Origin of the sequence: Escherichia sp. WS1118, assembly GCF_046487695.1 — a bacterium.
GTDB lineage: Bacteria > Pseudomonadota > Gammaproteobacteria > Enterobacterales > Enterobacteriaceae > Escherichia > Escherichia coli.
Map to the genome: position 1 here is coordinate 176,296 of NZ_JBJQIZ010000004.1, position 24,931 is coordinate 201,226.

31 protein-coding genes and 5 pseudogenes are annotated in these 24,931 nt (G+C 45.3%); 21 read left to right on the plus strand and 15 right to left on the minus strand.

Annotation, left to right across the window (positions count from 1 at the left end; all coding sequences use genetic code 11):
• Positions 1-710 precede the first annotated feature (710 nt).
• Positions 711-878, plus strand: a pseudogene (locus tag ACJHYO_RS09125) (isocitrate/isopropylmalate family dehydrogenase); the annotation flags it as partial.
• 83 nt (positions 879-961) lie between these two features.
• On the opposite strand, the gene ACJHYO_RS09130 reads toward ACJHYO_RS09125, so the two are convergent.
• The 4 genes from ACJHYO_RS09130 to bluF all read right to left on the minus strand — a co-directional run bounded on the left by ACJHYO_RS09130 (position 962) and on the right by bluF (position 3,912).
• The gene (locus tag ACJHYO_RS09130) at positions 962-1,087 is read right to left on the minus strand and encodes a hypothetical protein (protein WP_001445545.1); all 126 of its coding nucleotides are present in this window, start codon (positions 1,085-1,087) and stop codon (positions 962-964) included.
• Positions 1,088-1,139: 52 nt separating this feature from the next.
• Positions 1,140-1,544, minus strand: a complete 405-nt coding sequence (locus ACJHYO_RS09135; RefSeq protein ID WP_000373104.1) for a DUF1398 domain-containing protein — start codon at positions 1,542-1,544, stop codon at positions 1,140-1,142.
• Positions 1,545-1,764: 220 nt separating this feature from the next.
• A complete protein-coding gene (bluR, locus tag ACJHYO_RS09140; protein ID WP_000332310.1) occupies positions 1,765-2,496 on the minus strand; it encodes a DNA-binding transcriptional repressor BluR in 732 nt (243 codons plus the stop codon).
• Positions 2,497-2,700: 204 nt separating this feature from the next.
• Positions 2,701-3,912 (minus strand): blue light-responsive regulator BluF, encoded by a 1,212-nt coding sequence (bluF, locus tag ACJHYO_RS09145; protein ID WP_001298110.1) that lies wholly within the window; start codon positions 3,910-3,912, stop codon positions 2,701-2,703.
• A gap of 313 nt (positions 3,913-4,225) precedes the next feature.
• Between bluF and ycgZ the strand changes: the two genes are divergently transcribed.
• From ycgZ to ACJHYO_RS09190, 9 genes and pseudogenes are all read left to right on the plus strand, one after another.
• Positions 4,226-4,462: a regulatory protein YcgZ gene (gene ycgZ / locus ACJHYO_RS09150; protein ID WP_000554153.1), complete on the plus strand. Its 237-nt coding sequence runs from the start codon at positions 4,226-4,228 to the stop codon at positions 4,460-4,462.
• 42 nt (positions 4,463-4,504) lie between these two features.
• Positions 4,505-4,777 (plus strand): hypothetical protein, encoded by a 273-nt coding sequence (locus ACJHYO_RS09155; RefSeq protein ID WP_000858013.1) that lies wholly within the window; start codon positions 4,505-4,507, stop codon positions 4,775-4,777.
• Positions 4,778-4,805: 28 nt separating this feature from the next.
• Positions 4,806-5,072 (plus strand): biofilm/acid-resistance regulator AriR, encoded by a 267-nt coding sequence (ariR, locus tag ACJHYO_RS09160; RefSeq protein ID WP_000888771.1) that lies wholly within the window; start codon positions 4,806-4,808, stop codon positions 5,070-5,072.
• A gap of 112 nt (positions 5,073-5,184) precedes the next feature.
• Positions 5,185-5,433 (plus strand): protein YmgC, encoded by a 249-nt coding sequence (gene ymgC / locus ACJHYO_RS09165; RefSeq protein WP_001065750.1) that lies wholly within the window; start codon positions 5,185-5,187, stop codon positions 5,431-5,433.
• A gap of 297 nt (positions 5,434-5,730) precedes the next feature.
• Positions 5,731-6,624, plus strand: a pseudogene (locus tag ACJHYO_RS09170) (cyclic diguanylate phosphodiesterase); the annotation flags it as partial.
• A 131-nt stretch (positions 6,625-6,755) separates the two neighbouring features.
• Positions 6,756-6,974 (plus strand): cell division-associated protein YmgF, encoded by a 219-nt coding sequence (gene ymgF / locus ACJHYO_RS09175; RefSeq protein ID WP_001065862.1) that lies wholly within the window; start codon positions 6,756-6,758, stop codon positions 6,972-6,974.
• 397 nt (positions 6,975-7,371) lie between these two features.
• Positions 7,372-7,551 (plus strand): hypothetical protein, encoded by a 180-nt coding sequence (locus ACJHYO_RS09180; protein ID WP_001304450.1) that lies wholly within the window; start codon positions 7,372-7,374, stop codon positions 7,549-7,551.
• Positions 7,552-7,840: 289 nt separating this feature from the next.
• Positions 7,841-8,218, plus strand: coding sequence for a hypothetical protein (locus tag ACJHYO_RS09185; RefSeq protein WP_374122206.1), 378 nt, complete (start codon positions 7,841-7,843; stop codon positions 8,216-8,218).
• A gap of 43 nt (positions 8,219-8,261) precedes the next feature.
• Positions 8,262-8,890: pseudogene (locus ACJHYO_RS09190) on the plus strand (autotransporter outer membrane beta-barrel domain-containing protein); the annotation flags it as partial.
• A 58-nt stretch (positions 8,891-8,948) separates the two neighbouring features.
• On the opposite strand, the gene ACJHYO_RS09195 reads toward ACJHYO_RS09190, so the two are convergent.
• From ACJHYO_RS09195 to ACJHYO_RS09205, 3 genes are read right to left on the minus strand one after another with little or no spacing between them, the layout of a single operon-like run.
• Positions 8,949-9,284, minus strand: coding sequence for a YmgD family protein (locus ACJHYO_RS09195; RefSeq protein WP_000979977.1), 336 nt, complete (start codon positions 9,282-9,284; stop codon positions 8,949-8,951).
• Between the two features lie 3 nt (positions 9,285-9,287).
• Positions 9,288-9,632 carry a YMGG-like glycine zipper-containing protein gene (locus ACJHYO_RS09200; RefSeq protein WP_000726974.1) on the minus strand — a complete coding sequence of 115 codons (345 nt, stop codon included), beginning with the start codon at positions 9,630-9,632 and terminating at the stop codon, positions 9,288-9,290.
• Position 9,633: 1 nt separating this feature from the next.
• On the minus strand, positions 9,634-9,807 hold the full coding sequence (locus tag ACJHYO_RS09205; RefSeq protein ID WP_000120100.1) for a hypothetical protein: 174 nt from the start codon (positions 9,805-9,807) through the stop codon (positions 9,634-9,636).
• A 99-nt stretch (positions 9,808-9,906) separates the two neighbouring features.
• On the opposite strand from ACJHYO_RS09205, the gene ACJHYO_RS09210 reads away from it, so the two are divergent.
• From ACJHYO_RS09210 to ACJHYO_RS09220, 3 genes and pseudogenes are all read left to right on the plus strand, one after another.
• Positions 9,907-10,092, plus strand: a complete 186-nt coding sequence (locus tag ACJHYO_RS09210) for a hypothetical protein (RefSeq protein ID WP_001334509.1) — start codon at positions 9,907-9,909, stop codon at positions 10,090-10,092.
• Entirely contained in the window at positions 10,053-10,172 is a 120-nt protein-coding gene (locus tag ACJHYO_RS09215) for a hypothetical protein (protein ID WP_001131454.1), read from the plus strand. Before ACJHYO_RS09210 ends, ACJHYO_RS09215 begins: the two co-directional genes overlap by 40 nt.
• 34 nt (positions 10,173-10,206) lie before the next feature.
• Positions 10,207-10,549: pseudogene (locus ACJHYO_RS09220) on the plus strand (autotransporter outer membrane beta-barrel domain-containing protein); the annotation flags it as partial.
• A gap of 373 nt (positions 10,550-10,922) precedes the next feature.
• On the opposite strand, the gene minE reads toward ACJHYO_RS09220, so the two are convergent.
• Genes minE through minC form a run of 3 tightly spaced genes read right to left on the minus strand, consistent with a single transcriptional unit; the run spans position 10,923 to position 12,724 of the window.
• Entirely contained in the window at positions 10,923-11,189 is a 267-nt protein-coding gene (gene minE / locus ACJHYO_RS09225) for a cell division topological specificity factor MinE (protein ID WP_001185665.1), read from the minus strand.
• 3 nt (positions 11,190-11,192) lie between these two features.
• On the minus strand, positions 11,193-12,005 hold the full coding sequence (minD, locus tag ACJHYO_RS09230; protein WP_000101055.1) for a septum site-determining protein MinD: 813 nt from the start codon (positions 12,003-12,005) through the stop codon (positions 11,193-11,195).
• Between the two features lie 23 nt (positions 12,006-12,028).
• Positions 12,029-12,724, minus strand: a complete 696-nt coding sequence (gene minC, locus ACJHYO_RS09235) for a septum site-determining protein MinC (protein ID WP_000072536.1) — start codon at positions 12,722-12,724, stop codon at positions 12,029-12,031.
• 519 nt (positions 12,725-13,243) lie between these two features.
• Here minC and ACJHYO_RS09240 point away from each other — a divergent pair.
• The gene (locus tag ACJHYO_RS09240; RefSeq protein WP_001056847.1) at positions 13,244-13,612 is read left to right on the plus strand and encodes a YcgJ family protein; all 369 of its coding nucleotides are present in this window, start codon (positions 13,244-13,246) and stop codon (positions 13,610-13,612) included.
• A gap of 102 nt (positions 13,613-13,714) precedes the next feature.
• Here the strand turns inward: ACJHYO_RS09240 and pliG are convergent, their stop codons facing one another.
• A complete protein-coding gene (gene pliG / locus ACJHYO_RS09245) occupies positions 13,715-14,116 on the minus strand; it encodes a g-type lysoyme inhibitor PliG (RefSeq protein ID WP_000693755.1) in 402 nt (133 codons plus the stop codon).
• Between the two features lie 241 nt (positions 14,117-14,357).
• On the opposite strand from pliG, the gene ACJHYO_RS09250 reads away from it, so the two are divergent.
• The 3 genes from ACJHYO_RS09250 to ACJHYO_RS09260 all read left to right on the plus strand — a co-directional run bounded on the left by ACJHYO_RS09250 (position 14,358) and on the right by ACJHYO_RS09260 (position 15,920).
• Positions 14,358-14,651: a YcgL domain-containing protein gene (locus ACJHYO_RS09250; protein WP_001295992.1), complete on the plus strand. Its 294-nt coding sequence runs from the start codon at positions 14,358-14,360 to the stop codon at positions 14,649-14,651.
• Positions 14,652-14,722: 71 nt separating this feature from the next.
• The gene (locus tag ACJHYO_RS09255) at positions 14,723-15,382 is read left to right on the plus strand and encodes a fumarylacetoacetate hydrolase family protein (protein WP_000284277.1); all 660 of its coding nucleotides are present in this window, start codon (positions 14,723-14,725) and stop codon (positions 15,380-15,382) included.
• Positions 15,383-15,473: 91 nt separating this feature from the next.
• Positions 15,474-15,920 (plus strand): YcgN family cysteine cluster protein, encoded by a 447-nt coding sequence (locus tag ACJHYO_RS09260; protein ID WP_001339583.1) that lies wholly within the window; start codon positions 15,474-15,476, stop codon positions 15,918-15,920.
• A 206-nt stretch (positions 15,921-16,126) separates the two neighbouring features.
• Here ACJHYO_RS09260 and hlyE read toward each other — a convergent pair.
• Positions 16,127-16,454: pseudogene (hlyE, locus tag ACJHYO_RS09265) on the minus strand (hemolysin HlyE); the annotation flags it as partial.
• A 259-nt stretch (positions 16,455-16,713) separates the two neighbouring features.
• Here hlyE and ACJHYO_RS09270 point away from each other — a divergent pair.
• Both ACJHYO_RS09270 and umuC read left to right on the plus strand, forming a co-directional pair.
• Positions 16,714-17,133, plus strand: coding sequence for a translesion error-prone DNA polymerase V autoproteolytic subunit (locus ACJHYO_RS09270; protein ID WP_000897380.1), 420 nt, complete (start codon positions 16,714-16,716; stop codon positions 17,131-17,133).
• A complete protein-coding gene (umuC, locus tag ACJHYO_RS09275) occupies positions 17,133-18,401 on the plus strand; it encodes a DNA polymerase V catalytic protein (RefSeq protein WP_000457597.1) in 1,269 nt (422 codons plus the stop codon). The genes ACJHYO_RS09270 and umuC overlap by 1 nt, the downstream gene beginning before the upstream one ends.
• A gap of 44 nt (positions 18,402-18,445) precedes the next feature.
• Here the strand turns inward: umuC and dsbB are convergent, their stop codons facing one another.
• Positions 18,446-18,976: a disulfide bond formation protein DsbB gene (dsbB, locus tag ACJHYO_RS09280; RefSeq protein ID WP_000943452.1), complete on the minus strand. Its 531-nt coding sequence runs from the start codon at positions 18,974-18,976 to the stop codon at positions 18,446-18,448.
• 145 nt (positions 18,977-19,121) lie between these two features.
• Positions 19,122-20,663 (minus strand): Na(+)/H(+) antiporter NhaB, encoded by a 1,542-nt coding sequence (gene nhaB, locus ACJHYO_RS09285; protein ID WP_001357456.1) that lies wholly within the window; start codon positions 20,661-20,663, stop codon positions 19,122-19,124.
• A 221-nt stretch (positions 20,664-20,884) separates the two neighbouring features.
• Here nhaB and fadR point away from each other — a divergent pair, with 221 nt between their 5' ends.
• Positions 20,885-21,604 (plus strand): fatty acid metabolism transcriptional regulator FadR, encoded by a 720-nt coding sequence (fadR, locus tag ACJHYO_RS09290; RefSeq protein ID WP_000234823.1) that lies wholly within the window; start codon positions 20,885-20,887, stop codon positions 21,602-21,604.
• A 162-nt stretch (positions 21,605-21,766) separates the two neighbouring features.
• Here fadR and ACJHYO_RS09295 read toward each other — a convergent pair whose 3' ends face one another.
• Complete coding sequence (locus ACJHYO_RS09295) at positions 21,767-23,299, minus strand: SpoVR family protein (protein WP_000190855.1); 1,533 nt, start codon at positions 23,297-23,299, stop codon at positions 21,767-21,769.
• Between the two features lie 329 nt (positions 23,300-23,628).
• Between ACJHYO_RS09295 and dadA the strand changes: the two genes are divergently transcribed.
• The gene (gene dadA, locus ACJHYO_RS09300; protein WP_021520668.1) at positions 23,629-24,927 is read left to right on the plus strand and encodes a D-amino acid dehydrogenase; all 1,299 of its coding nucleotides are present in this window, start codon (positions 23,629-23,631) and stop codon (positions 24,925-24,927) included.
• Positions 24,928-24,931 lie beyond the last annotated feature (4 nt).

Genomic DNA, 24,931 nt, shown 5'->3' on the forward strand with positions numbered 1-24,931 from the left:
GAGCTACGAATCCTGATAGAAATACGAAACAAGCTAGCACATGGACAATGGATCTATCCCTTCAATAATGAAGGAAATACTGTGGACCCTGATAAATATAAATTAATCAATAAAGAAAACTTGCAGTCACTCCAATTCAAATATTCATTAGCACAGCATTTAGTTGACGCTGTACATGATTTGGTTGTAAGTCCTACGACATTCGAACGAGATTTCGAAAGCCATTTTTAAAAATTATATCAAGTACGAACAAACTTAGTGACAAAAGACTACGAAAAATATAAAACAATTTTAGTATTAAGTAGAGAGAAATTTCGTTCTGCTAGGACGCAGCAATAGGTTCATGAGATTCTCTGATACTTGTTACCTTAGTAAGCCTTAAATTTTTAAAAATTCTTTTACGTCCACTCCTCGCTCATAACAGGCATTAACTACATTTATCTTCATTGGCTATGCAAGTCGTAATAAAAGGTGGGACAAAACTGAGACACATAAGCTCTCACAAAGGTCTGCAAGGCCTCACATGTATTGAGATGTTAATAAAATGTAGACTTGTAATTTTGATATAAATGGTAGATAAAACCTTTCCCCAAAATAAAAACGAACGTCAATGAAATCAAATGGTTGAATAAAGTTGATTTTGGCTAATAAAAAAACAATAAAATAATTTTTATTATTAAATATCAATGGCTTAAACTTAATGTTTTTATATACTGCTGCGCCATATGGGCTGGACTGAAGCCGCAGACCTGATTGTTAAAGGTATGGAAGGCGCAATCAACGCCAAGACCGTAACCTATGACTTCGAACGTCTGATGGAAGGCGCTAAACTGCTGAAATGCAGCGAGTTTGGTGACGCGATCATCAAAAATATGTAATTACCACATGTGTTAAATATTATAACGGGCGTATAACACGCCCGTTGTTTTTATAAATATGTTAACCGTTATAAAATAACGTATCAAAAGTCAAGTGAACACATTTCAAATATCAATTTGATCGTATTGGTCTGGTGATTATTTATGGGGAGCAATAAAAAGACAGTATTAATCATCCATAGGGATAGTCTCTGCACTTTTATTTCCATTATGCTAATGCCTTACTGAATTATGAAGCATTTTTTAAGCTCCCAACTTTAGCTAGATTAATGGTTTATTATTTTCTACATCTTCAATATATAAAAGCGTATTATCAATGGCGTAGTAACTGCGTTTGTTATGATTAACATCAGTAACCCACCGGAAAACGCCAGCGCCTGCCAGTGTTGAACAGTATTCCCGAAATGTAGATTTTCCGCGAATATGAAGCAATGCGGCCTCTTTTATTTTAGCTGGGTTCTTGGTCGTACTAACTTTTAACAGGTTCCTGGTTCCTCTTAATAACAAAACCGTGTCATCGTGAGTAATAATTCTGATGTTATCCGTAGCCAGATAATAAATGTAATGTGCAATACGGTGATGTTTTAATTCTGAATAAAACCAGGAGAAGTTTTGCTCTTTTCTCACTTGCTCAAACATCTTTTGAAAAACAACGACCTGATCCATCAGGATAATAACCTCTTGTTAGGTGTGAGACTGCGTAGTGTGCACGATCGGTTTTACCACTTCAATCTGGTCTGTCCTTTGGCTGTGATATGTACAAAGTGTGAAAGGGGGATTACCTGAATTCTCCCGGTGGGCATTTTGCAACGGACCAGCTCCGCTACAAACGCTGTTGTGGGTTCAGATTATAACATTCTGTCTAAGGGGCGGGATAAAGGTGAATTTAGGGGGCATGAAAGATGACTTTATAACCTTGCTCACCCCAGTGTTGTAAAAGTTCGTTTTGCCTTCTCGTTGGTGCCATGCCTGTCCAGACAATCAATGTTTGCGTTGGGAACAGTTCCGGGCGCGGCGATTCAATGGGATCAGCAAGAACAGAAATGTGCCATCCTGACAATGATAAACGCCATGCTTCCAGCCACAATCGTGCTCTCTCTTCAACATTCCACGCCATCAGAATGGCCTCTTTACCGGGCTTACGGCGCATTTCGAAAAGTGAGGCCGCTGCGTATTCAATTAATGCGCCGTCAAACATACTGCTCATAATGCGGGAGGTGTTGTGATCAAGCACGAGACGCTGGCGAACAGGAAGGTAAACATGATTAATCAATTGATCTACTGGGTACTCTCGACCCAGTGAAATAATTCGCGCGCGTAGTTTGGCTGGATTAGCCATACGAAGAATTGACATCATCTCTTCTTGCAGGCGGTTCCAGTCATCTTGCGTATCCTGGCTGGTAGTTTCCAGTAATGCTTTAACTTTGCCTACAGGAACGCCATTACTTATCCAACGCTTAATCTCTTCGATGCGTTGTATGTCTTCTTCATCAAAGAGTCGGTGTCCGCCTTCACTGCGTTGTGGTTTTAACAAACCGTAGCGGCGTTGCCAGGCCCGGAGAGTGACAGGATTAATCCCGCAACGTTCAGCAACATCACCAATGCTGTAATAAGCCACAATTCCTCCTTGCGATCATAAATCTCCGTCGCCTCTACACGACCCAATAATACTTTGTACAATATATGCTAAAATTGTACAAAGTATAAATAAGATTTCAGCTAAATTGGATGAAACATTATTTTTAATGTGGATTAAATTAAAACATAACGTATTCATTTTCACGATGATTTCCAGAAATCATGCGAAATAATGTGCTGAAAATTATTTTTTCTCCGGCCACGCAACTGAAGGGATACCATTCAATTTAGCTTTGGAAAACAGATCTCCCTGAAACATCTCAATTCCTGCAGATTCAAGCCACATCCACTCTTCTGGTGTTGCCACGCCCATAGCAGAGACTTGAATTTCAAGTGATGTACAGCATTTCATGATCGCCTGAATAATTGCCTGCCGTGGTCCGCTTTTATGAACATTGGTAATCAATTCCTGACTGATTTTAATTCTGTCAGGCTGGAAGCGTGACAGGAGTAACAAACCAGCAAAACCTGCGCCAAAATGATCAATTGCTACACTGATACCGGCCGCCTTTAGCGATTTAACCGCTTCGGCAAACTCATCAAACCGAGATATGACTTCACTTTCAGTAAATTCAACGATGATTTGTTCAGGTACCAGAGCATTGGCCTTTATTTCATCAAGTAAAAAAGAGACTGCGTCAGGTTTGTTAACCAGGGTCATAGGTAATAGATTGATTGAAATCATTTTATCACCGAGCTTAAGTGCGTGTGCCATCGCAAATGCAAGCGCCTTACTTTTGAGATCCGCTGTGTAGATTTCCTCGTCTTTACGCTGCCCAACCGCTATAGCTGACGGGCTGTCTTCATTTTTTTGCACAATGGCTTCAAAAGCGATTATCCGCCGCGATAAAGGGTCGACAATAGGATGAAAGGCAAAGTGGTCGTTTATATTTGATGAAAGGGTACAAGAATCAAGTTCTTTATCAGATCCGTCAGCGATAAAAAGCCAGGAGTCTTCAGCAGGAATCTCGAAATAGGTTGATTGTTCAGTTGCAAGGACAAAAGTACGAAAAAATTGTAGCGCTCTGTCATCATAAGTTAGCTGAAATTTTGATGTGCCTTTGTCGAATACGGCCTGTAAAACGTCATCTCGCTCGTGCAGGCGTAAATCAAATAATTCCATTCCTGCTTTGCCAAAACGGCGAGCAGGCGCGTAATCGCACAACAGTTCAACAATATTATAGTGCCGTGGATCCTGGCATATGGCCCGATATATCATTTGAACCTGTTCTTCCGGACCTTCCAGAAGCTGGAAAAAATGAGAACCATTAAACAGTAAGATCCCTGTTACGTCAGACCGCATGTTCCTGCGATTTGCTATCGAAACCATTTCTTCAATTTTTTTGACAGGTTCGTCGCCACGTATATGGCTACGATAAATAAGGGTGGTAAGCATTAACAATCCAGGGTAATGGGCGAGGCGAGAGTAAGACGGTAACAGACATATCTTCTTGTGTCTTTCTTTTAATACCAAAACATAACCGTTTCTTTACATTGATAAAAAGTGGAAAAGGTTGAAGACGGTTTGGCGAAAAAACCTGTATAGGTTGTCATTTAAATGATGCAATATGTTTTATCGTAATGCATTGTTTTATATGAATTAGCACTAATTGCGAAAAATTAATTTATCATTCTGTACACATATTTCGTACAAGTTTGCTATTGTTACCTCACTTAACATTGATTAACATTTTTAACAGAGGCGTAGCATGCATCAAAATTCAGTGACTTCAGATTCTGCAGGAGCAATCACTCGTTACTTTGCAAAAGCTAACTTGCCTACTCAGCAGGAAACTCTCGGGGAAATTGTGACTGAGATTTTGAAAGATGGACGTAATCTGAGTCGAAAGTCGCTTTGTGCCAAACTTCTTTGCCGGCTGGAACAAGCGACAGGGGAAGAGGAACAGAAACATTATAATGCACTAATTGGGTTGCTTTTTGAATAATGCAACAGCCTGATTATTTAACAGGTTAGCTATGAAGTCGTTATGAAGACATCTGATAATGAAAGTATAAAATATGAAATTACTGGCCAGGCGGTGCTCCAGATACTGCGCATGAAGATAAATTTTTCGTTGCAGACTCTTATTAAGCAATTACTCGTAATGAAATCGGCTGAGGAAAATACTTTCCGACGAGATTTAATTGACAGCATAATTCGTGATTTTAGCAACAGTGATACAGGAGGGCCAAACCGAAGAACAGCGATAGCTGACAATAAAAGTATGTTCACTGGTAAGAAAATAAACAGAATACATTAAAATTTCATAAGTAAGATGAGAGGTTACCATGCTTGAAGATACTACTATTCATAATGCAATATCTGATAAAGCGTTATCAAGTTACTTTCGTAGTTCAGGTAATTTGTTAGAAGAAGAGTCTGCTGTGTTAGGGCAGGCTGTGACCAATTTAATGCTTTCAGGCGATAATGTTAATAATAAAAATATTATCTTAAGTCTGATACACTCCCTGGAAACAACAAGTGATATTCTCAAAGCTGATGTGATTAGAAAAACACTGGAAATCGTGTTGCGATACACAGCTGATGATATGTAACTTTTAATTATAAAGTATAAGTTTATAGAAAACTCATTCATCTTATTTTTGTCTGTCGCTTTAGACTATACACAGCATAATTTTATTGGATCACTATTCCTGCGAGGCTGACATGAATAATTCAATCCCAGAGAGATTTATTTTTCAATGTGCTTTGTTTAAAAATCTCGAGAGGGAGGTGTTCATGACACATGGATATGTTGATAGTCATATTATTGCTCAGGCTTTACGCTTGCGTTTAAAAGATGAGACCAGTGTTATTCTTTCTGATCTCTATCTGCAAATCTTGCAGTACATTGAAATGCATAAGACTACACTAACGGATATCATTATTAATGACAGGGAATCTGTGCTCTCTTAAAACTTGAGTAAGGTTTTTGAATAAACATCAGCTGTATCACTATGCTGATGCAAAGTGAGCATTTCAGGCGTTATGCTTTCTTAATATATCCGCAATATCAGAGGGCAAACAGGAATGGAGAGCGCTCGTTTTCCATTCTTGACGCCTGATATCCCGCCTAATTTGTTTAATTCTGCCTACATTGTGCTAAAAAATTAATAGGCTAGATGAAGTTGGAGAAAATTTTATCTTCGGCGTGGATATTTGTGATGCTCTCTACCATGCTCTCTGTAGACCCCAGCGCGAGCGAATGAACGTCTCTTTAGCTTCTACAGACTTATCGATAAAGGCTTTGGGATTTTGATATTTATTCTGTTAATCGCCTGCGCCGCTGCCTTCCTGCTTGATAGGTATTTCAATAAAAGCGCAACGCCTGAAGAGATCCTGCGACGGGCTATAAATAATGGGGAGATCGTCCCTTTTTACCAACCTGTGGTAAATGGTCGGGAAGGGACATTGCGGGGAGTTGAGGTGTTAGCCCGCTGGAAACAACCTCACGGTGGATATATATCACCCGCGGCATTTATTCCACTTGCTGAAAAATGCGGATTAATCGTTCCGCTTACGCAAAGCCTGATGAATCAGGTTGCCAGACAGATGAACGCTATCGCGAGTAAACTGCCGGAAGGTTTTCATATTGGGATTAATTTTAGCGCCTCGCATATTATTTCGCCGACGTTTGTCGACGAGTGCTTAAATTACCGTGACAGTTTTACCCGCCGCGATTTAAACCTTGTTCTGGAAGTCACCGAGCGTGAGCCATTAAATGTTGATGAAAGTCTGGTTCAGCGGTTGAACATTCTGCATGAAAATGGTTTTGTCATCGCGCTGGATGATTTCGATACTGGTTACTCAGGGCTTTCTTATCTGCATGACTTGCATATTGATTATATCAAAATTGATCATAGTTTCGTTGGCCGCGTCAACGCAGACCCAGCATCAACCCGAATTCTGGATTGTGTATTGGATCTGGCGCGTAAACTTTCGATCAGTATCGTCGCTGAAGGTGTCGAAACGAAAGAACAATTTGACTATCTGAACCAAAATAATATCACATTTCAGCAGGGTTATTATTTCTATAAACCTGTTACATACATCGACCTGGTCAAGATTATCCTTTCTAAACCGAAGGTGAAGATTGTGGTTGAGTGAAAATTGATCAGCAAGGCCATGGTGCGGTGTAATTATAGACAGCTAATTAGCTCGTTGCCTCTTGTTACTATTGTTCATTCTTTTGTTTGCTATAATTGTGTGAAAGTTTTGACTGGATTGCCATTAGTAGCATGAACAATAGTAATAATCTGGATTATTTCACTCTCTATATCATCTTTTCCATTGCATTTATGCTGATCACTCTCCTGGTCATCCTTATTGCAAAACCCAGCACCGGGCTGGGAGAAGTGCTTGTGACGATAAATTTGCTTAATGCCCTGGTTTGGCTGGCGATCAATCTGGTTAATCGATTAAGGGAAAGACTCGTCAGCCACCGGGATCAGCACTAATCTTTCAGTTTCTCACTGCCAGTATGCGGCTGAATGGGTTGCTGGCAGTGAACCCCTGGATCATTGAAGGAAAGGAATTATTGCACAAATAGTTGTCAACCCTGGTGTTATCACAGTTGTTTTATATATCAGTGAAATAATTTCCATGGCAACTGTTGATAATTTTGATGTCGAAGAGTTATTTATTAAACAAAATAGTTACCCCAAAGTGATCAATGTCATGAAAATAAGCTAAAAATGATAATGCTGGCTTATTTATTATTTAAATATTGTCGCTGTTTATCTATTTAAATTTCTTGTGCTTTTGTTTTTATCTTTGCCTTCCGTTTTGGTAATCTGAACTCATAGGTTATTTGAGCAGGAATGTTTGTTAATCCAATGAATGGATGGTTAATCTATGAAACTGAAAAAACTCCCCGGATTTAGTTTAGGACTTATTGCTCTGGCGGTGGGTAATGCATATGTAACACAATTGTTGGATATTTATAGTATAATTTCCTATATAACCGATGAAGAATCACCGATTGAAATCAAAAATAATACTTCTACAAGTAATGGGGAGTATCTAATCACTTAAGACGAAAGCCATGCTGTGAAAGTGGATGACGATGTAACTGGATATATACATAATGCCAGTGTGATGACTAGTGGTGATGGATCTTATGGTATTTCTGTTGATAGCCAAAACAAAGTATTATATATAAGCGATAGCAATATTAAGACGCTCTGAAAGCGTATCTGACAAAGAAAATGGAGGGATAACAGCCAGCGCAGTAGTCAGTGAATTTGGTGGCACCATCGTTATGAATGGTGATAATTCAGTCGAGACGAGGGGGCATATTCAGCGGGACTTTTAAGTCAGATTAATGATTCTGGGACTGTGGAAAATAACACCAGTCTTGAAACTACAGATAAAACGAACATTGTTACCTATGGGGAAAAATGCAGTAGGAGTTCTTGCATGTTCAAGTCCTGGAGAGTCTCGAACATGTGTCGATGCTGTAGATGATGAAGTTTGTGATTCTAACAGTTACGAAGTTATTAGCCGTGCTGATTTAAAAATGAATGGTGGTTCCATAACAACTAATGGTATTAATAGCTATGGTGCTTATGCTAATGGGAAAAAAGCATATATTAATTTAGATTATGTGGTACTTGAAACTGTGGCTGATGGAAGTTATGCAGTTGCTATTCGACAAGGTAACATTGATATAAAAAAGTTCTATTACAACAAATGGCACTAAAGCCCCCATTGCAAAAATATACAATGGTAGAGAGTTATTTTTTTCCAATGTCACTTCAGAATCAACAGAAACGTCTACCCCCGTCCTGCGACCCGAAGCTGGCAGTTACGTCGCCAACCTGGCAGCCGCTAACACTCTTTTTGTTATGCGTCTGAACGATCGTGCAGGTGAAACGCGTTACATCGATCCTGTAACTGAACAGGAGCGTTCAAGCCGATTTTGGCTACGTCAAATTGGCGGGCATAATGCCTGGCGTGACAGCAACGGACAGTTGAGAACGACCTCGGCACAGGCCATCTGGATGGGCGTCGATCATAATGTGCACACGGAAGCCAATGGCTCACGTATTGAGAATGACGCAAATAACAATATCCAGAGCCGACTTGGTTTCCACACCTTTATTCGTACTCAGGAGAAAACAGCGGTCCGCACGGTGACGACTTTGAACCTTTTGTTGAAATGAACGGGATCCATAACAGTAAAGATTTTGCTGTCTCAATAAACGGTGTGAAAGTTGAACAAGACGGGGCGCGTAATCTGGGGGAAATGAAACATGGCGTAAATGGCAATCTGAATCCGGCGGCCAGCGTCTGGGGTAATGTGGGCGTGCAGCTGGGTGATAATGGCTACAATGACACCGCAATGATGGTGGGCCTGAAATATAAGTTCTGATCCTGCCCGTTAGCTAAAAAACCGCGTCGAATTCATCGACGCGGTAACATATGAAATATTATTTTTTGCCGATAGCACGCATGGTGTCATCAATTGCCGTGATCAACAGCATTTGCGGATCTTTAGCGCAAACCTGATTCAGTTTTTCTACCACTTTGGCGCTCAGTTCCGGAGATTGCTCAATTTTTAAATCACGGCTGGCAACGCTGGCATTACCCATTACCGCAACAATTTCTGCAACCTGTGCGCTGTCAGTTTTTGCCATTTCGTTGGCTTCTGCGCAAGTAATATAGGTTTCTGATGGCAAACCGTTCTTAATATTGTAGTCCTGCGCCCAGGTCATTGGTGCGAAAACAAACAGACCCGCCAGTAAAGCAAATTTTTTCATCATCATTCCTTATTTCATTTTACCCAGAATTGCACCACCCGTACCGCCAATCACGGCACCTTTAATCGCCCCTTCGAGGCCATTGCCGGTCAGAACGCCAGTGACAGCACCAACGGCGGCACCCACTTTTGCACCTTTACGCGCATTTTTACCGTCGCGGCCTTTTTCTGTTACTGCACCAACACCAGCGCCAACAGCTGCACCTTTCAGTACGCCATTAACACCATTGCCAGTAAGTAAACCAACGCCTGCACCTAGCAATGCACCTTTCGTGGTGCGATTCATATCCGCCATTGCTGGCGTGGAGCAGAACAATGCTGAGATAAGCCCGAAGGCGAGTATTTTTTTCTTCAACTTAGTTGTCCGGTATTAAGTAAGTTGCACACACAATAATTTCGTCTTCAATTAAGATCTGCTTAACTAAAGAACGCTCGCTATTATTCAGATAATTCAAAATGAGCGTGACTGTGATGATAGGAATTATGTTTTTTACGGGAATGAGAATAATCTCAAATGAGAAATAACTCATTGATTGACAATATTTTATTCAAGAAGTGTCATTGGCTGTTAATACAATGTTGTAAAGGTAAGATAATCTGATTTATCAATATTATTGTGTGATTGTTATGTGAGCAGAAGATATTCATTAGCAACGATTACATTAGTCATTTTATTTTGTGGACGGCCTCATTGTCGAAAAATAAGCGTACGACAGTATTATCAGAAAAGAGTGATTTTTTATCCAACAACACTTCAGCGCACTGCGTTTAAAAAATGCCTCTTTCTTATACGGGATATCATCATTTCATCATGATGTCTTTGATGAGCGGTGAACACAATACATTTGCGCTGTCTCTTCAGGATGAAGCCCCTGGTCTGGTGCCTGCGGACTGATGTTGCAGCAGAGCTAAGGTCACTTAGACGCTACTATCATTTATCCAATGCATGGAATCGAAATCAGTCGATACCCGCAGTATATATCGTGAACTGGGCGCAACGCTGAGTTACAACATGCGTCTGGGGAACGGTATGGAAATTGAACCCTGGCTGAAGGCGGCTATGCGCAAAGAATTTGTCGATGATAACCGGGTGAAGGTGAATAGTGACGGTAATTTTGTCAATGATTTGTCGGGCAGACGTGGAATATACCAGGCAGGTATTAAAGCCTCATTCAGCAGTACGTTAAGCGGGCATCTCGGGGTGGGTATAACCGTGGTGCCGGTGTGGAGTCCCCGTGGAATGCGGTGGCCGGTGTGAACTGGTCGTTCTGACCATCAACGATTAAACTGCGTTTCGGCGCTGTTTTTGTTTACCGGGTGCTAAAAGGGAAAATTCTGGGGCAAAAAAAAAGCCCGTCAGTTACGGCGGGAAACCTCATCCTATGGGAGAACAATGAATAATGAAATTGCGGGGTTATCATCTCCCAGAATACCCATGCTAACGATAAGGTTATTTACTCAACCAGGCGTAAACATTTTGTTCTGTGCGTGGGAACAGCCTTAAGGTGTAAAGGGGGAGGGGGAAATAGCAATGAATAGTATCAGCAAGAATACTCGCCGCTTTACCACAACGTGGATGAGAGGGATGAAAAACTCAAGGCAGAGATGACTCTGCCTTGAAGATAAATGCGCTTTTACAGCGGGCTTATTTCAGCTCTTCTGCTTCCGGTAAGGTCACGTTCAGCTCAAGAATAGAAATATCGCCATCTTTTTGCTCAAGCTGTACGGTTACCATCTCAGGATCAATTTGTACATATTTACAAATGACCTCAAGAATATCTTTACGCAACTGCGGCAGATAATGCGGTTCTGCATCGCTGCGACGGCGTTCAGCAACAATAATCTGCAACCGTTCTTTTGCAATGTTGGCTGTGTTTTTCTTCCGCGAGAGAAAGAAATCGAGTAATGCCATAATTTATCCTCCGAACAAGCGTTTGAGGAAGCCTTTCTTCTCTTCTTCAATGAAGCGGAAAGGACGTTCTTCTCCCAACAGACGTTCTACGGTATCTGCGTAGGCTTTACCCGCATCGGCGTTAATGTCGAGAATGACCGGTTCACCCTGGTTAGAGGCGCGCAATACTGATTGATCCTCTGGGATCACGCCGACGAGTTTGATGCGCAGGATCTCCAGCACATCTTCCATGCTCAGCATGTCACCTCTGCTTACGCGGCCTGGGTTATAGCGCGTTAACAGCAGGTGCTCTTTAATCGGCTCTTCGCCATTTTCTGCGCGGCGTGATTTCGACGCCAGAATGCCTAAAATACGGTCAGAGTCGCGTACTGAGGAGACTTCCGGGTTGGTGGTAATAATGGCTTCGTCTGCAAAATAGAGTGCCATTAACGCACCGGTTTCAATCCCTGCCGGGGAGTCACAAACGATAAATTCAAAATCCATCGCTTTCAGATCATCAAGAACTTTGGCGACCCCTTCACGAGTGAGGGCATCTTTATCGCGAGTTTGCGATGCCGGAAGAATATAGAGATTTTCAGTACGTTTATCTTTAATTAACGCCTGGTTTAGCGTTGCATCGCCCTGAATGACGTTGACGAAATCGTAAACGACCCGGCGTTCACAACCCATAATCAGGTCGAGATTACGCAGGCCGATATCAAAATCTATCACGACAGTTTTCTTTCCCTTCTGGGCCAAACCAGTGGCGATGGCCGCGCTGGAGGTTGTCTTACCAACACCCCCTTTGCCCGAAGTAACAACAATAATGCGTGCCATAGAAATTCCTTGTTAAAAAGGGATCAATTTAACGGTTGAACGGTCAAAGCGTTTTCGACTAACTGCAGTCGTGCCGCTTTGCCATAAAATTCTGCTGGGATTTGATCACTCAGCCAGTATTCACCTGCGATGGACACCAGTTCCGCCATCAGGTTCGTACAAAATATTTGCGTTTCCCGGTCACCACTTGCCCCTGCCAGCGCACGACCGCGCATCATGCCATAGACATGAATGTTACCATCGGCAATCAATTCGGCCCCTGCGCTAACGTGGCTTGTAACAATCAGATCACATTGTGGAGCATAAATACGCTGACCGGAACGCACTGGGGTATCAATTAAACGCGTTTTTGTGACCGGCGTTGTATTTTGCGCTGGAGCCTGCGGTGCGGGAGCTGGACGCGGCGCTTTTTCCTTTCCTTCCGTCAGGATAGGCAGCCCCATCTTTTCAATTTCGGCTTTAAGTTGCGCATCTTTGCAGCCACTTACGCCAATAACCCGCAAACCAGTTGCCGAAACCGCCTTATGCATCGCCGACCAGTTTACCGGGTCTTCCAGTGCACTGACGTTGAGTACAACGGGGGCATGTTTTAAAAATGCGGGGGCCTGAGCGATTTTGTCTTCCAGCGCCTGATGAATAACCTTAGGTTCTGCCTCATGCAGATGAACCACAGATAAAGTGAAGCTACTGCCTTTAAGCTCGATTGGCGTGTTTGACATCCTGGCCTTACTCAATTAGCTATTAATCATCGCCAGCGCGCGATGATGTTCCGAAGACTATAAGGCATGTTATAGTCTGGATTATATTGAGGCAAGTCACCCTCCCATTTATTCAGAGTAAAAGTCTATTCTGTGATAAATGGCGCTGATTCATAGCTTAAAAAATACCCTTGTCAATCAACCCATTGCCGTCGTACTTTTGATTGTTCTTATTTACGCTTCCTTTTTCCGCACCCTAATCGTGACAGCATCTTCAGACCTGTTTAAATATCCAGTGTTTAGGCGAGTGTATTTTTTCACCACGCCAGGCTTTCTTAACTTTCCATTTTTTGCAGCATCATTAAAGAACAGATACCCGTTATCTTAATATCCGCCACAGAATTGCTCTATCATAGAAACCGCAGAAGACGTCTGATACTTCTGTCAGGTCATCGTAACTCGTCCAGGTCAGCGGTTTTGATTACGGATTGATGATGAAATGAGCATAAGTGTTGTACGGTTGGATTATCAGGATGTGCTATGAATATGATGCGTATTTTTTATATCGGATTGTCAGGTGTGGGGATGATGTTCTCATCAATGGCGTCTGGAAATGACGCTGGCGGACTTCAATCTCCGGCGTGCGGCGTTGTTTGCGACCCGTATATTTGTGTTAACTCAGATGGCATTTCCCCAGAGTTAACAAGGAAATATCTCGGCGAAAAAGCCGCTGAAAACTTACAATCAGTACAAGGTTACGATCCCAGCGAATTTACATTCTCTAACGGTGTATTTTGCGATGTTAAAGAAAAATTATGTCGTGATGATCGTTATTTTGGTGTGAATGGTAAGCGGAGTGGAAAAATCAATCAAACCACCACAAAGATGTTATTTATGTGTCGTGAGTGATGTCTTGTTTACATTATGTTCTATTCGTCATTAACCTCTTAAGCGACAGAGAGGAGTGGGGCGTTAACGTTTATGACGGGGAGAGTCCCCGTCGGTTGATATTTACTTAATTTGAATATCGACGTTATATTTTTTAGTTTTGTTTTTACGGGCGTCGTTTCGGGTTTGCAGCACTCGCAGCTCATATTTGCCAGAAGCAGGGAGTGAGTATTGTCCGTGACTATCGAGTTCTGGGGAATATCTGGATAAATCAACAGAATCATCGATTCCTGGCCCGAAGAGGTAAGTATCAGCGCCTTCATTAGAGATACTCACGTGCACTTTCTGACCTTTTTTGGCATAGAAGGTATATGTATCGTAATCGTATCCCTTTATTTCGCCGGAGTACTGAGCGCTGCTATGGCCTTTTCTGAACTCAACATTGACATTCTTACCCGCAGCAAAGCTCGTGGAGGTTAGCAGTGCAAGCAACAATACAGCCTTACTGATGCCCTTAATTTTCATTGGTAGTCTCCTGTTCAGAATGAGTACGATGAACTGTTATAATATAACAATCCTTCACGGGAGAATTCCAGTGGCTTTCCTGTGTTCGGTTAAATCCCGGCGCGGCATTTTTGCCGGGGGGATTACTTATAAAGGGGGCATGGACTGAACAAACCGTAGAAATCTACAGCTGGCTGGCTTGTGGCGCGGGTTTCATTGATGTTAGCTTATGCCAAAACCTGGCATCTTAAAGAGTAAAAGTATGTTTTGTGTGATTTATCGAAGCAGCAAGCGTGACCAGACCTATTTATATGTCGAAAAAAAAGACGATTTTTCGCGTGTTCCTGAGGAACTGATGAAAGGTTTTGGTCAGCCTCAGTTAGCGATGATTCTTCCGCTGGATGGGCGGAAGAAACTGGTCAATGCCGATATTGAAAAGGTTAAACAGGCATTAACCGAGCAAGGTTACTATTTGCAGTTACCGCCACCACCCGAAGATTTGCTGAAGCAACATCTTTCCGTCATGGGGCAGAAAACAGACGACACGAACAAATAACCGATATCCGGCGGTGGCATTATCTTTGTCGGCGCGGGTTTTCATATCCACGATAAGGTGAGGGGAACGTTATGTATCAACATCACAACTGGCAAGGTGCGCTGCTGGATTATCCGGTGAGTAAAGTAGTCTGTGTTGGCAGTAACTATGCCAAACATATTAAAGAGATGGGCAGCGCAGTACCCGAAGAGCCAGTGCTGTTTATTAAACCAGAAACGGCACTGTGCGATCTGCGGCAGCCATTGGCGATCCCATCCGATTTCGGTTCAGTTCATCATGAAGTCGAACTGGCGGTGTTGATTGGCGCGACGCTGCGTCAGGCTACGGAAGAGCATGTCCGCAAAGCCATTGCCGGTTACGGCGTGGCGCTCGATCTGACATTGCGTGATGTTCAGGGAAAAATGAAGAAAGCCGGGCAGCCGTGGGAAAAGGCCAAAGCGTTTGATAACTCTTGTCCGCTTTCCGGGTTTATTCCCGCGGCGGAGTTTACCGGCGACCCGCAAAATACAACGCTGGGCCTGAGCGTAAACGGCGAGCAACGCCAGCAAGGTACGACTGCGGACATGATCCATAAAATCGTTCCGCTGATCGCTTATATGAGCAAGTTTTTTACCCTCAAGGCCGGTGACGTTGTGCTGACAGGCACGCCTGATGGTGTCGGCCCGTTGCAAAGCGGTGATGAGCTGACAGTCACTTTCGATGGGCATTCTTTGACAACTCGCGTTTTGTAATACTTTTTGCCGCCTGAAAGCGGCGGCAAAACTTGCATCGCTATGCCAGACTGGTTATAAGGTGCGTTTTAACGTAATGGCGGAACACCTGATGAGCGATGTACCTTTCTGGCAAAGTAAAACCCTGGACGAAATGAGCGATGCGGAATGGGAGTCGTTGTGTGATGGTTGCGGTCAGTGTTGCCTGCATAAACTGATGGATGAAGACACCGACGAAATCTACTTCACTAACGTCGCCTGTCGCCAGCTCAATATTAAAACCTGTCAATGTCGGAACTACGAACGTCGTTTCGAGTTTGAACCCGACTGCATTAAATTAACCCGTGAAAATCTGCCAACATTCGAATGGCTGCCAATGACCTGCGCTTATCGTTTGCTGGCGGAAGGTAAAGGTTTACCTGCGTGGCATCCGCTACTTACTGGTTCGAAAGCGGCAATGCATGGTGAACGTATCTCTGTGCGTCATATCGCAGTAAAAGAATCAGAAGTGATTGACTGGCAGGATCATATCTTAAATAAACCTGACTGGGCGCAGTGATAAATTTAATAGATGTTGATGGGGGCTTTCTTAATATACGTCTGGATGCTCGCCATTTCGTAGCCCTGTTTTTGAAAGCGCTCTGTCATAATGAGAGTTACCCGATACCTTATTATCAACAGGTAACTCTCAATCTTTAAAAAACGTCTGTATTTTTAAATGTGATAAACTTTATACCTTGAGTACATAGAGAGAATAATCGCTTATCAGACTTCAGGTATCTCAAAGAGTGTCTTCTTACCGTGTCTTTTCTGATACTCATTACAGGTGTTAATCATTTTTTTGGCCGCTTACTTTTAGTAAAGAAAGCATTAAATCATCATAATCAACGTAGAATCTGGTTGTTTCAGTTTCCGTTTTTATCACCCCGATGGCGGCTATTTCGGTAGTTAATTTTAATTTGGCGGCATCGATATCTTTATTCGCTTGTTTAACCGTGTTAGACAGGGTGGTAAAGAAACTCTGCGCAGATTTTAACTTGTTCTTCAATTCTGGAATCAGTTTCCCTTCAACTACGCCCGCAGCAATAGAACACAGTTTCTTGATGCCGTCATCCAGTACCTTAATGAGAATGCCTTTCTGGGCGAATGCTTCGATTCTATTTTAAACCAGGTGATATTTTTCCTTTCTGCTGGATGGACGCTGTCGCCAGAAGGCCGCGTGAGCACAGGATAAGAGAACGAAAAATCAGCAGTCTATGCAGCGACAAATATTGATAGCCTGAATCAGTATTGATCTGCTGACAAGAACAGACTACTGTATATAAAAACAGTATAACTTCAGGCAGATTATTATGTTGTTTATCAAGCCTGCGGATCTCCGCGAAATTGTGACTTTTCCGCTATTTAGCGATCTTGTTCAGTGTGGCTTTCCTTCACCGGCCGCAGATTACGTTGAACAGCGCATCGATCTGAATCAACTGTTGATCCAGCATCCCAGCGCGACTTATTTCGTCAAAGCAAGTGGTGATTCTATGATTGATGGTGGGATTAGTGACGGTGATTTACTGATTGTCGATAGCGCTATTACCGCCAGCCATGGTGATATTGTCATCGCTGCTGTTGACGGTGAGTTTACGGTGAAAAAATTGCAACTACGCCCGACGGTACAGCTTACTCCTATGAACAGTGCGTACTCGCCCATTACCATCAGTAGCGAAGATACGCTGGATGTCTTTGGTGTGGTGATCCACGTCGTTAAGGCGATGCGCTGATGTTTGCCCTCTGTGATGTAAACGCGTTTTATGCCAGCTGTGAGACGGTGTTTCGCCCTGATTTATGGGGTAAACCGGTGGTTGTGCTATCGAATAATGACGGTTGCGTTATCGCCCGAAACGCTGAGGCAAAGGCGCTGGGCGTTAAAATGGGCGATCCCTGGTTCAAACAAAAAGATCTGTTTCGTCGCTGTGGCGTGGTTTGCTTTAGCAGCAATTATGAGCTTTACGCAGACATGAGTAATCGGGTGATGTCGACGCTGGAAGAACTATCGCCCCGCGTCGAGATTTACAGTATTGATGAGGCATTCTGCGATCTGACAGGTGTGCATAATTGTCGCGATCTGACTGATTTTGGCAGAGAAATTCGCGCAACGGTGCTACAACGTACCCATCTTACTGTTGGTGTGGGGATCGCCCAGACCAAAACGCTGGCTAAGCTTGCCAATTATGCGGCAAAAAAATGGCAGCGGCAGACGGGCGGGGTGGTGGATTTATCAAATCTGGAACGCCAGCGTAAATTAATGTCTGCTCTCCCCGTGGATGAAGTCTGGGGGATTGGACGGCGGATCAGCAAAAAACTGGACGCGATGGGGATCAAAACCGTTCTCGATTTGGCGGATTCAGATATCCGGTTTATCCGTAAACATTTTAATGTCGTGCTCGAAAGAACGGTGCGTGAACTGCGCGGTGAACCCTGTTTGCAACTGGAAGAGTTTGCACCGACGAAGCAGGAAATTATCTGTTCCCGCTCGTTTGGTGAACGCATCACGGATTATCCGTCGATGCGGCAGGCCATTTGTAGTTACGCTGCCCGGGCGGCGGAAAAACTTCGCAGCGAGCATCAATATTGTCGGTTTATCTCCACGTTTATTAAGACGTCACCATTTGCGTTCAATGAACCTTATTACGGCAATAGCGCATCGGTAAAACTGCTGACGCCCACTCAGGACAGCAGGGATATCATTAACGCCGCTACGCGATCTCTGGATGCCATCTGGCAAGCGGGCCATCGCTACCAAAAAGCGGGCGTGATGCTGGGGGATTTCTTCAGTCAGGGAGTCGCGCAGCTCAATTTATTCGATGACAACGCACCGCGCCCCGGGAGTGAGCAATTGATGGCGGTAATGGATACGCTGAATGCTAAAGAGGGCAGAGGAACACTCTATTTTGCCGGGCAGGGGATCCAGCAACAATGGCAGATGAAGCGTGCCATGCTTTCACCATGTTATACAACGCGAAGTTCTGATTTACTGCGGGTCAAATAAACATAGCGGCAGGAAAAAGCGCTCCCGCAGGAGCGCCGAATGGATTAGCGACCGAACAGGTCACGTTTTTTCGCTTTAAACGGCTGGGAAATCACCACCAGCACCGCGACAATCAGGTAAGCGATAAAAATACCGAGCAGCCACTGCGGCATTTCCAGACCTAAAAATTCCCACTGACGCTCGGCGCAATCGCCAGAGGCGACAAACACTTGCGGCACCCATTTATCCAGCGGCAGCCATTCCGGGAAACGAGCCATAAAATCACAGGTCGCAAACGGCGAAGGATAGAGCTGAAGCATGGTGTGCTCGTAAGTTAACTGCACACCGCGGAACGCACTATACAACCAGATAACCATCGCTACATAACGCAGCGGAGTTTTCGGGGCGATCGCGCCAATCAGCGCAGCACCCAGAACGCCGAATAACGCGCAGCGTTCATAAATACAGAGCACGCAAGGTTTCAGTAACATCACATGCTGGAACCACAGCGCCGTCAGTTCCAGTGCCAGAGCAGTAAACGCCATCAACAGCCATGCGCCCCGGCCTTGTGAACATTGGTTCAAAAATCGCAACATAATCATTTCCCTGCAATATGCATAGAGTGCGCAGTTTAAACCAATTCATTCGCTGCGCCACCAGGAGGCAGCAAAAATAGGACGCAATTGGACAATTATCGGGCGAAAAGGCAAGCCGGGCATTTATATGCCCGGTAAGTTGTTATCAAAGCGTTGCTATCCAGCCCATTTGCATAAACCATTCGGTTACAGGAGCAAGCGTAAACTCGACGCAGAGCAGCCCGACGAGTGTCAGGACGAGGGTGTAAGGCAGGGCCATCCACACCATGCGGCCATAAGAGAGACGAATCAATGGCGCGAGTGCAGAGGTCAGCAGGAACAGGAACGCAGCCTGACCGTTCGGCGTAGCGACGGAGGGCAGATTGGTACCGGTATTAATGGCGACCGCCAGCAGCTCATATTGCTTCAACGTGATAGCGCCACTTTCCATTGCCGCTTTCGCTTCGTTGATATAAATCGTCCCCACGAAGACGTTATCCGAAATGGATGACAGCAGACCGTTGAAAATATAGAACAACGACAGCTGAGCATGTTCAGATGCCTGCAACACAAACTGAATAATCGGCGAAAACAGTTGTTGGTCGATAATCACCGCGACTACTGAGAAAAACACCGTCAACAGTGCGGTGAATGGCAGAGATTCGGTGAAGGCTTTACCGATAGCATGTTCATCGGTAACACCGGTCAATGATGTCGCCAGAATAATGACTGACAAACCAATCAAACCAACTTCCGCCAGATGCAGTGCCAGCGCAGTCACCAGCCAGACGCCGATAATCGCCTGGACAATCAGACGGATTTTATCCTGACGTGTACGCTGGAGACGGCTTTGATCGTCAAACTGTTGCAGTACTTCGCGGACTTTCTCCGGCAGCGTTTCACCGTAGCCAAACCAACGCAGCTTCTCTACCAGCAGGCAGGTTAACAGGCCACAAATCAGAACCGGGACGGTCACCGGCGACATGCGCAGGAAGAAATCGCCAAAATGCCAGCCAGCCGCTTTAGCGATGATCAGGTTCTGTGGTTCGCCCACCATGGTCATCACGCCGCCTAATGCGGTGCCGACACCGGCATGCATCATCAGACTACGCAGAAAGCCACGGAACTGTTCCAGAACCACTTTGTAATGCTTGTCGATATGACTATCGTCTTGCAGGTCGGTATCTTCGGCACGGGAAGAGGCTACGCGATGATAAATACCATAAAAACCGACTGCAACGCTGATCACCACCGCCACGACGGTTAAGGCATCGAGGAACGCGGAGAGGAACGCCGCCGCCACGCAAAAAGAGAGCGACAGTAGCATTTTGGAGCGAATGCTTAACAGCAAACGGGTAAATATGAACAACAACAGCTGTTTCATAAAATAGATACCCGCCACCATAAACATCAGTAACAGCAAGACTTCAAGATTTGCCGCCACTTCTTCACGAACATGTTCCGCGCTGGTCATGCCGATGAATACCGCTTCGATAGCCAACAGACCACCGGGGAGCAGCGGGTAGCATTTCAGGGCCATCGCCAGAGTGAAAATAAATTCCGCTACCAGCAACCAGCCAGCGACGAAAGGGCTGATGAGGAAAATTAACGGATTTACGATTAAGAAAATGATGAGGGCGAGTTTGTACCAGTCGGGGGACTGGCCCAAAAAATTGCGCCATAGTGCGCGGCCCCAGGAGATCTCCATGATGGTTTCCCTTACCTTAGAAATAATCAATGATGTTTTTATGTTTAAACGCAAAGCTTAACGGTCAGACAGGAGTGAGGCAAGTCTTGATAGTCAAGGGGAAAGAGATGCAGAAAATGAAGCCTTGATCCCTTTTTTCTTCTTTTTGTCTTCTATCAGCGTAGTTAGCCCTCTGGTATGATGAGTCCAACTTTGTTTTGCTGTGTTATGGAAATCTCACTATGGTCATTAAGGCGCAAAGCCCGGCGGGTTTCGCGGAAGAGTACATTATTGAAAGTATCTGGAATAACCGCTTCCCTCCCGGGACTATTTTGCCCGCAGAACGTGAACTTTCAGAATTAATTGGCGTAACGCGTACTACGTTACGTGAAGTGTTACAACGTCTGGCACGAGATGGCTGGTTGACCATTCAACACGGCAAGCCGACGAAGGTGAATAATTTCTGGGAAACCTCTGGTTTAAATATCCTTGAAACACTGGCGCGACTGGACCACGAAAGTGTGCCGCAACTTATTGATAATTTGCTGTCGGTGCGTACCAATATTTCAACTATTTTTATTCGCACCGCGTTTCGTCAACATCCCGATAAAGCGCAGGAAGTGCTGGCAACCGCTAATGAAGTGGCCGATCACGCCGACGCCTTTGCCGAGCTGGATTACAACATTTTCCGCGGCCTGGCGTTTGCTTCCGGCAACCCGATTTACGGTCTGATCCTTAACGGGATGAAAGGGCTGTATACGCGCATTGGTCGTCACTATTTCGCCAATCCGGAAGCGCGCAGTCTGGCGCTGGGCTTCTATCACAAACTGTCGGCGTTGTGCAGTGAAGGCGCACACGATCAGGTATACGAAACAGTGCGTCGCTATGGGCATGAGAGTGGCGAGATTTGGCACCGGATGCAGAAAAATCTGCCGGGTGATTTAGCCATTCAGGGACGATAATCCTTCCAGACGGATGACAAACGTATAATTGCCTGATGCGCTACGCTTATCAGGCCTACGTGTTTTTTTGCAATGTATTGAATTTGCGATACTTTGTAGGCCGGATAAGGCATTTACGCCGCATCCGGCAAAAATGAGTCCTCCTCAAACGAGGAGGACTATTTACAGATTTCCCATTCTCGGCGGGCAACGTTCCAGCAACTCGACGCTGCCGTCTTCGTTTTGCTGTTCCAGCATCACATCAAATCCCCACAGGCGATGCACATGCTTCAGCACTTCTTTGCGCCCCCGATCCAGCGGTGCGCGATTATGTGGAATGTAACGCAGCGTCAGCGAACGGTCGCCGCGCAAATCCACGTTCCAGATCTGAATATTCGGCTCCAGATTACTTAAGTTATATTGCGACGATAACCGGTTACGGATTTCCCGATAACCTTCTTCATTATGAATAGCGGAAATCTCCAGATAATTATGCCGATCATCATCCAGCACGGTGAAGAAGCGGAAATCACGCATCACTTTCGGTGACAGGAACTGGCTGATAAAACTCTCATCTTTGAAATCACGCATCGCGAAATGCAGCGTTTCCAGCCAGTCGGAACCGGCGATATCCGGGAACCAGTATTTGTCTTCTTCCGTTGGCGACTGACAAATCCGTTTAATATCCTGGAACATGGCAAACCCGAGGGCATACGGGTTGATGCCGCTGTACCACGGGCTGTTATAGGGCGGCTGGAAGACCACATTGGTGTGGCTGTGCAAAAACTCCAGCATAAAACGTTCCGTTACTTTCCCTTCATCATACAGATGGTTAAGGATGGTGTAGTGCCAGAAGGTCGCCCAGCCTTCGTTCATCACCTGAGTCTGTTTTTGCGGATAAAAATACTGGCTCACCTTACGCACAATACGCAGGATTTCACGCTGCCATGATTCCAGCAGTGGCGCATTTTTCTCCATAAAATAGAGCAGGTTTTCTTGTGGTTCGGACGGATAGCGGCGCGCTTCAGCAACCGTTTTCTCTTCCTCGCGCTTCGGCAGGGTACGCCAGAGCATATTGACCTGACTTTGCAGATACTCTTCGCGACTCTTCTGCCGGGCTTTCTCTTCTTGCAGCGAGATTTTTTGCGGGCGTTTGTACCGGTCCACGCCGTAGTTCATCAGCGCGTGGCACGAGTCCAGAAGCCGTTCTACTTCATCAACGCCATAACGCTCTTCGCACTCGGTAATATATTTACGGGCAAAAATCAGATAATCGACAATCGAACTGGCGTCGGTCCAGCTACGGAATAAGTAATTGTTTTTGAAGAAAGAGTTATGCCCATAGCAGGCATGAGCCATCACCAGCGCTTGCATGGTAATGGTGTTCTCTTCCATCAGGTAAGCGATACACGGGTTAGAGTTAATGACGATTTCATAGGCCAGTCCTTGCTGACCGTGCTTATACAGCCGTTCAGTCTCGATAAACTTTTTACCGAATGACCAGTGCGGATAGTTAATTGGCATGCCGACGCTGGAGTAGGCATCCATCATCTGTTCTGAGGTTATCACTTCAATCTGGTGCGGGTAGGTATCCAGCCGGTAGAGTTTCGCCACCCGGTCTATCTCTGCCAGATAAACATCCAGCAGGTCGAACGTCCAGTCGGGTCCATCGCTCAAACGTGTGGTGTCCTTATTCATAGAATCGATCGTCGCCATACGCGCACCTCATTGTTGTCGGCGCTCTCTGTGTGGAGCACCTCATTTCAAGCATAGAACACCTGTTAAAAACCGCGTCGCCGGAGAATTTTTTTCTTTGCGATTTCTTATTATCAGAGTGCCACTAATCCGCTTCTGAACGGAATTTTATGCTGGATAAAAAGGGCGTTCAGCAGGAGATACTAAAGACGCCATATTGCCGCAGAGTCAGGGAGATGTGAGCCAGCTCACCATAAAAAAGCCGTATGTTGAATAATATTTTCAACTGAGTTATCAAGATGTAATTAGATTATTATTCTTTTACTGTATCTACCGTTATCGGAGTGGCTATGCGAGTTGTCATACTGGGAAGTGGTGTGGTAGGCGTTGCCAGCGCCTGGTACTTAAATCAGGCAGGACATGAGGTCACCGTCATTGATCGGGAGCCGGGGGCCGCCCTGGAAACCAGTGCCGCGAATGCCGGGCAAATCTCCCCCGGATATGCTGCACCGTGGGCGGCACCAGGTGTGCCTTTAAAAGCGATTAAATGGATGTTCCAGCGCCATGCGCCGCTGGCGGTTCGTCTCGACGGTACGCAGTTCCAGTTGAAATGGATGTGGCAAATGTTACGTAACTGCGACACCAGCCACTACATGGAAAACAAAGGGCGGATGGTACGTCTGGCGGAATACAGCCGTGATTGCCTGAAAGCATTGCGCGCCGAAACCAATATTCAGTATGAAGGGCGTCAGGGTGGGACGCTGCAACTGTTCCGTACTGAACAACAGTATGAAAACGCGACCCGCGATATCGCCGTGCTGGAAGATGCTGGCGTACCGTATCAGCTGCTGGAATCCAGCCGCCTGGCGGAAGTGGAGCCCGCGCTGGCAGAAGTGGCGCACAAACTGACGGGCGGCCTGCAACTGCCCAATGATGAAACCGGAGACTGCCAGCTGTTTACCCAGAATCTGGCGCGGATGGCGGAGCAGGCGGGGGTTAAATTCCACTTTAATACGCCCGTTGACCAACTGCTTTGCGACGGCGAGCAAATCTACGGCGTGAAGTGTGGTGATGAAGTGATTAAGGCCGATGCGTATGTGATGGCGTTTGGTTCTTACTCGACGGCGATGCTCAAAGGCATTGTTGATATTCCGGTGTATCCGCTGAAAGGCTACTCGCTGACTATTCCGATTGCGCAGGAAGATGGTGCGCCGGTGTCTACTATCCTTGATGAAACCTACAAAATCGCCATTACCCGTTTCGATAACCGCATTCGTGTTGGCGGAATGGCGGAAATTGTTGGCTTTAACACCGAGCTGTTGCAACCGCGTCGTGAAACGCTGGAGATGGTGGTTCGCGATCTCTATCCACGCGGCGGTCATGTTGAGCAGGCGACTTTCTGGACTGGCCTGCGCCCGATGACGCCAGACGGCACGCCGGTTGTCGGGCGTACACGCTTTAAAAATCTGTGGCTGAATACCGGTCACGGCACGCTCGGCTGGACGATGGCTTGCGGTTCCGGTCAGTTGTTAAGCGATCTGCTCTCGGGGCGCACGCCAGCGATCCCGTATGAAGATCTAAGCGTAGCGCGCTACAGCCGTGGATTTACGCCATTACGCCCGGGCCATTTACATGGCGCACACAGCTAAGGAA

Bases quoted from the DNA above. Each gene is read 5' to 3' on its own strand.
- ACJHYO_RS09130 (WP_001445545.1), bottom strand. From the start codon at position 1,087: ATGGAAATAAAAGTGCAGAGACTATCCCTATGGATGATTAATACTGTC.
- ACJHYO_RS09135 (WP_000373104.1), bottom strand. From the start codon at position 1,544: ATGGATCAGGTCGTTGTTTTTCAAAAGATGTTTGAGCAAGTGAGAAAA.
- bluF (WP_001298110.1), bottom strand. From the start codon at position 3,912: ATGCTTACCACCCTTATTTATCGTAGCCATATACGTGGCGACGAACCT.
- ycgZ (WP_000554153.1), top strand. From the start codon at position 4,226: ATGCATCAAAATTCAGTGACTTCAGATTCTGCAGGAGCAATCACTCGT.
- ACJHYO_RS09155 (WP_000858013.1), top strand. From the start codon at position 4,505: ATGAAGACATCTGATAATGAAAGTATAAAATATGAAATTACTGGCCAG.
- ariR (WP_000888771.1), top strand. From the start codon at position 4,806: ATGCTTGAAGATACTACTATTCATAATGCAATATCTGATAAAGCGTTA.
- ymgC (WP_001065750.1), top strand. From the start codon at position 5,185: ATGAATAATTCAATCCCAGAGAGATTTATTTTTCAATGTGCTTTGTTT.
- ymgF (WP_001065862.1), top strand. From the start codon at position 6,756: ATGAACAATAGTAATAATCTGGATTATTTCACTCTCTATATCATCTTT.
- ACJHYO_RS09180 (WP_001304450.1), top strand. From the start codon at position 7,372: ATGAAACTGAAAAAACTCCCCGGATTTAGTTTAGGACTTATTGCTCTG.
- ACJHYO_RS09185 (WP_374122206.1), top strand. From the start codon at position 7,841: ATGATTCTGGGACTGTGGAAAATAACACCAGTCTTGAAACTACAGATA.
- ACJHYO_RS09195 (WP_000979977.1), bottom strand. From the start codon at position 9,284: ATGATGATGAAAAAATTTGCTTTACTGGCGGGTCTGTTTGTTTTCGCA.
- ACJHYO_RS09205 (WP_000120100.1), bottom strand. From the start codon at position 9,807: ATGAGTTATTTCTCATTTGAGATTATTCTCATTCCCGTAAAAAACATA.
- ACJHYO_RS09215 (WP_001131454.1), top strand. From the start codon at position 10,053: ATGCCTCTTTCTTATACGGGATATCATCATTTCATCATGATGTCTTTG.
- minE (WP_001185665.1), bottom strand. From the start codon at position 11,189: ATGGCATTACTCGATTTCTTTCTCTCGCGGAAGAAAAACACAGCCAAC.
- minD (WP_000101055.1), bottom strand. From the start codon at position 12,005: ATGGCACGCATTATTGTTGTTACTTCGGGCAAAGGGGGTGTTGGTAAG.
- minC (WP_000072536.1), bottom strand. From the start codon at position 12,724: ATGTCAAACACGCCAATCGAGCTTAAAGGCAGTAGCTTCACTTTATCT.
- ACJHYO_RS09240 (WP_001056847.1), top strand. From the start codon at position 13,244: ATGAATATGATGCGTATTTTTTATATCGGATTGTCAGGTGTGGGGATG.
- pliG (WP_000693755.1), bottom strand. From the start codon at position 14,116: ATGAAAATTAAGGGCATCAGTAAGGCTGTATTGTTGCTTGCACTGCTA.
- ACJHYO_RS09250 (WP_001295992.1), top strand. From the start codon at position 14,358: ATGTTTTGTGTGATTTATCGAAGCAGCAAGCGTGACCAGACCTATTTA.
- ACJHYO_RS09255 (WP_000284277.1), top strand. From the start codon at position 14,723: ATGTATCAACATCACAACTGGCAAGGTGCGCTGCTGGATTATCCGGTG.
- ACJHYO_RS09260 (WP_001339583.1), top strand. From the start codon at position 15,474: ATGAGCGATGTACCTTTCTGGCAAAGTAAAACCCTGGACGAAATGAGC.
- ACJHYO_RS09270 (WP_000897380.1), top strand. From the start codon at position 16,714: ATGTTGTTTATCAAGCCTGCGGATCTCCGCGAAATTGTGACTTTTCCG.
- umuC (WP_000457597.1), top strand. From the start codon at position 17,133: ATGTTTGCCCTCTGTGATGTAAACGCGTTTTATGCCAGCTGTGAGACG.
- dsbB (WP_000943452.1), bottom strand. From the start codon at position 18,976: ATGTTGCGATTTTTGAACCAATGTTCACAAGGCCGGGGCGCATGGCTG.
- nhaB (WP_001357456.1), bottom strand. From the start codon at position 20,663: ATGGAGATCTCCTGGGGCCGCGCACTATGGCGCAATTTTTTGGGCCAG.
- fadR (WP_000234823.1), top strand. From the start codon at position 20,885: ATGGTCATTAAGGCGCAAAGCCCGGCGGGTTTCGCGGAAGAGTACATT.
- ACJHYO_RS09295 (WP_000190855.1), bottom strand. From the start codon at position 23,299: ATGGCGACGATCGATTCTATGAATAAGGACACCACACGTTTGAGCGAT.
- dadA (WP_021520668.1), top strand. From the start codon at position 23,629: ATGCGAGTTGTCATACTGGGAAGTGGTGTGGTAGGCGTTGCCAGCGCC.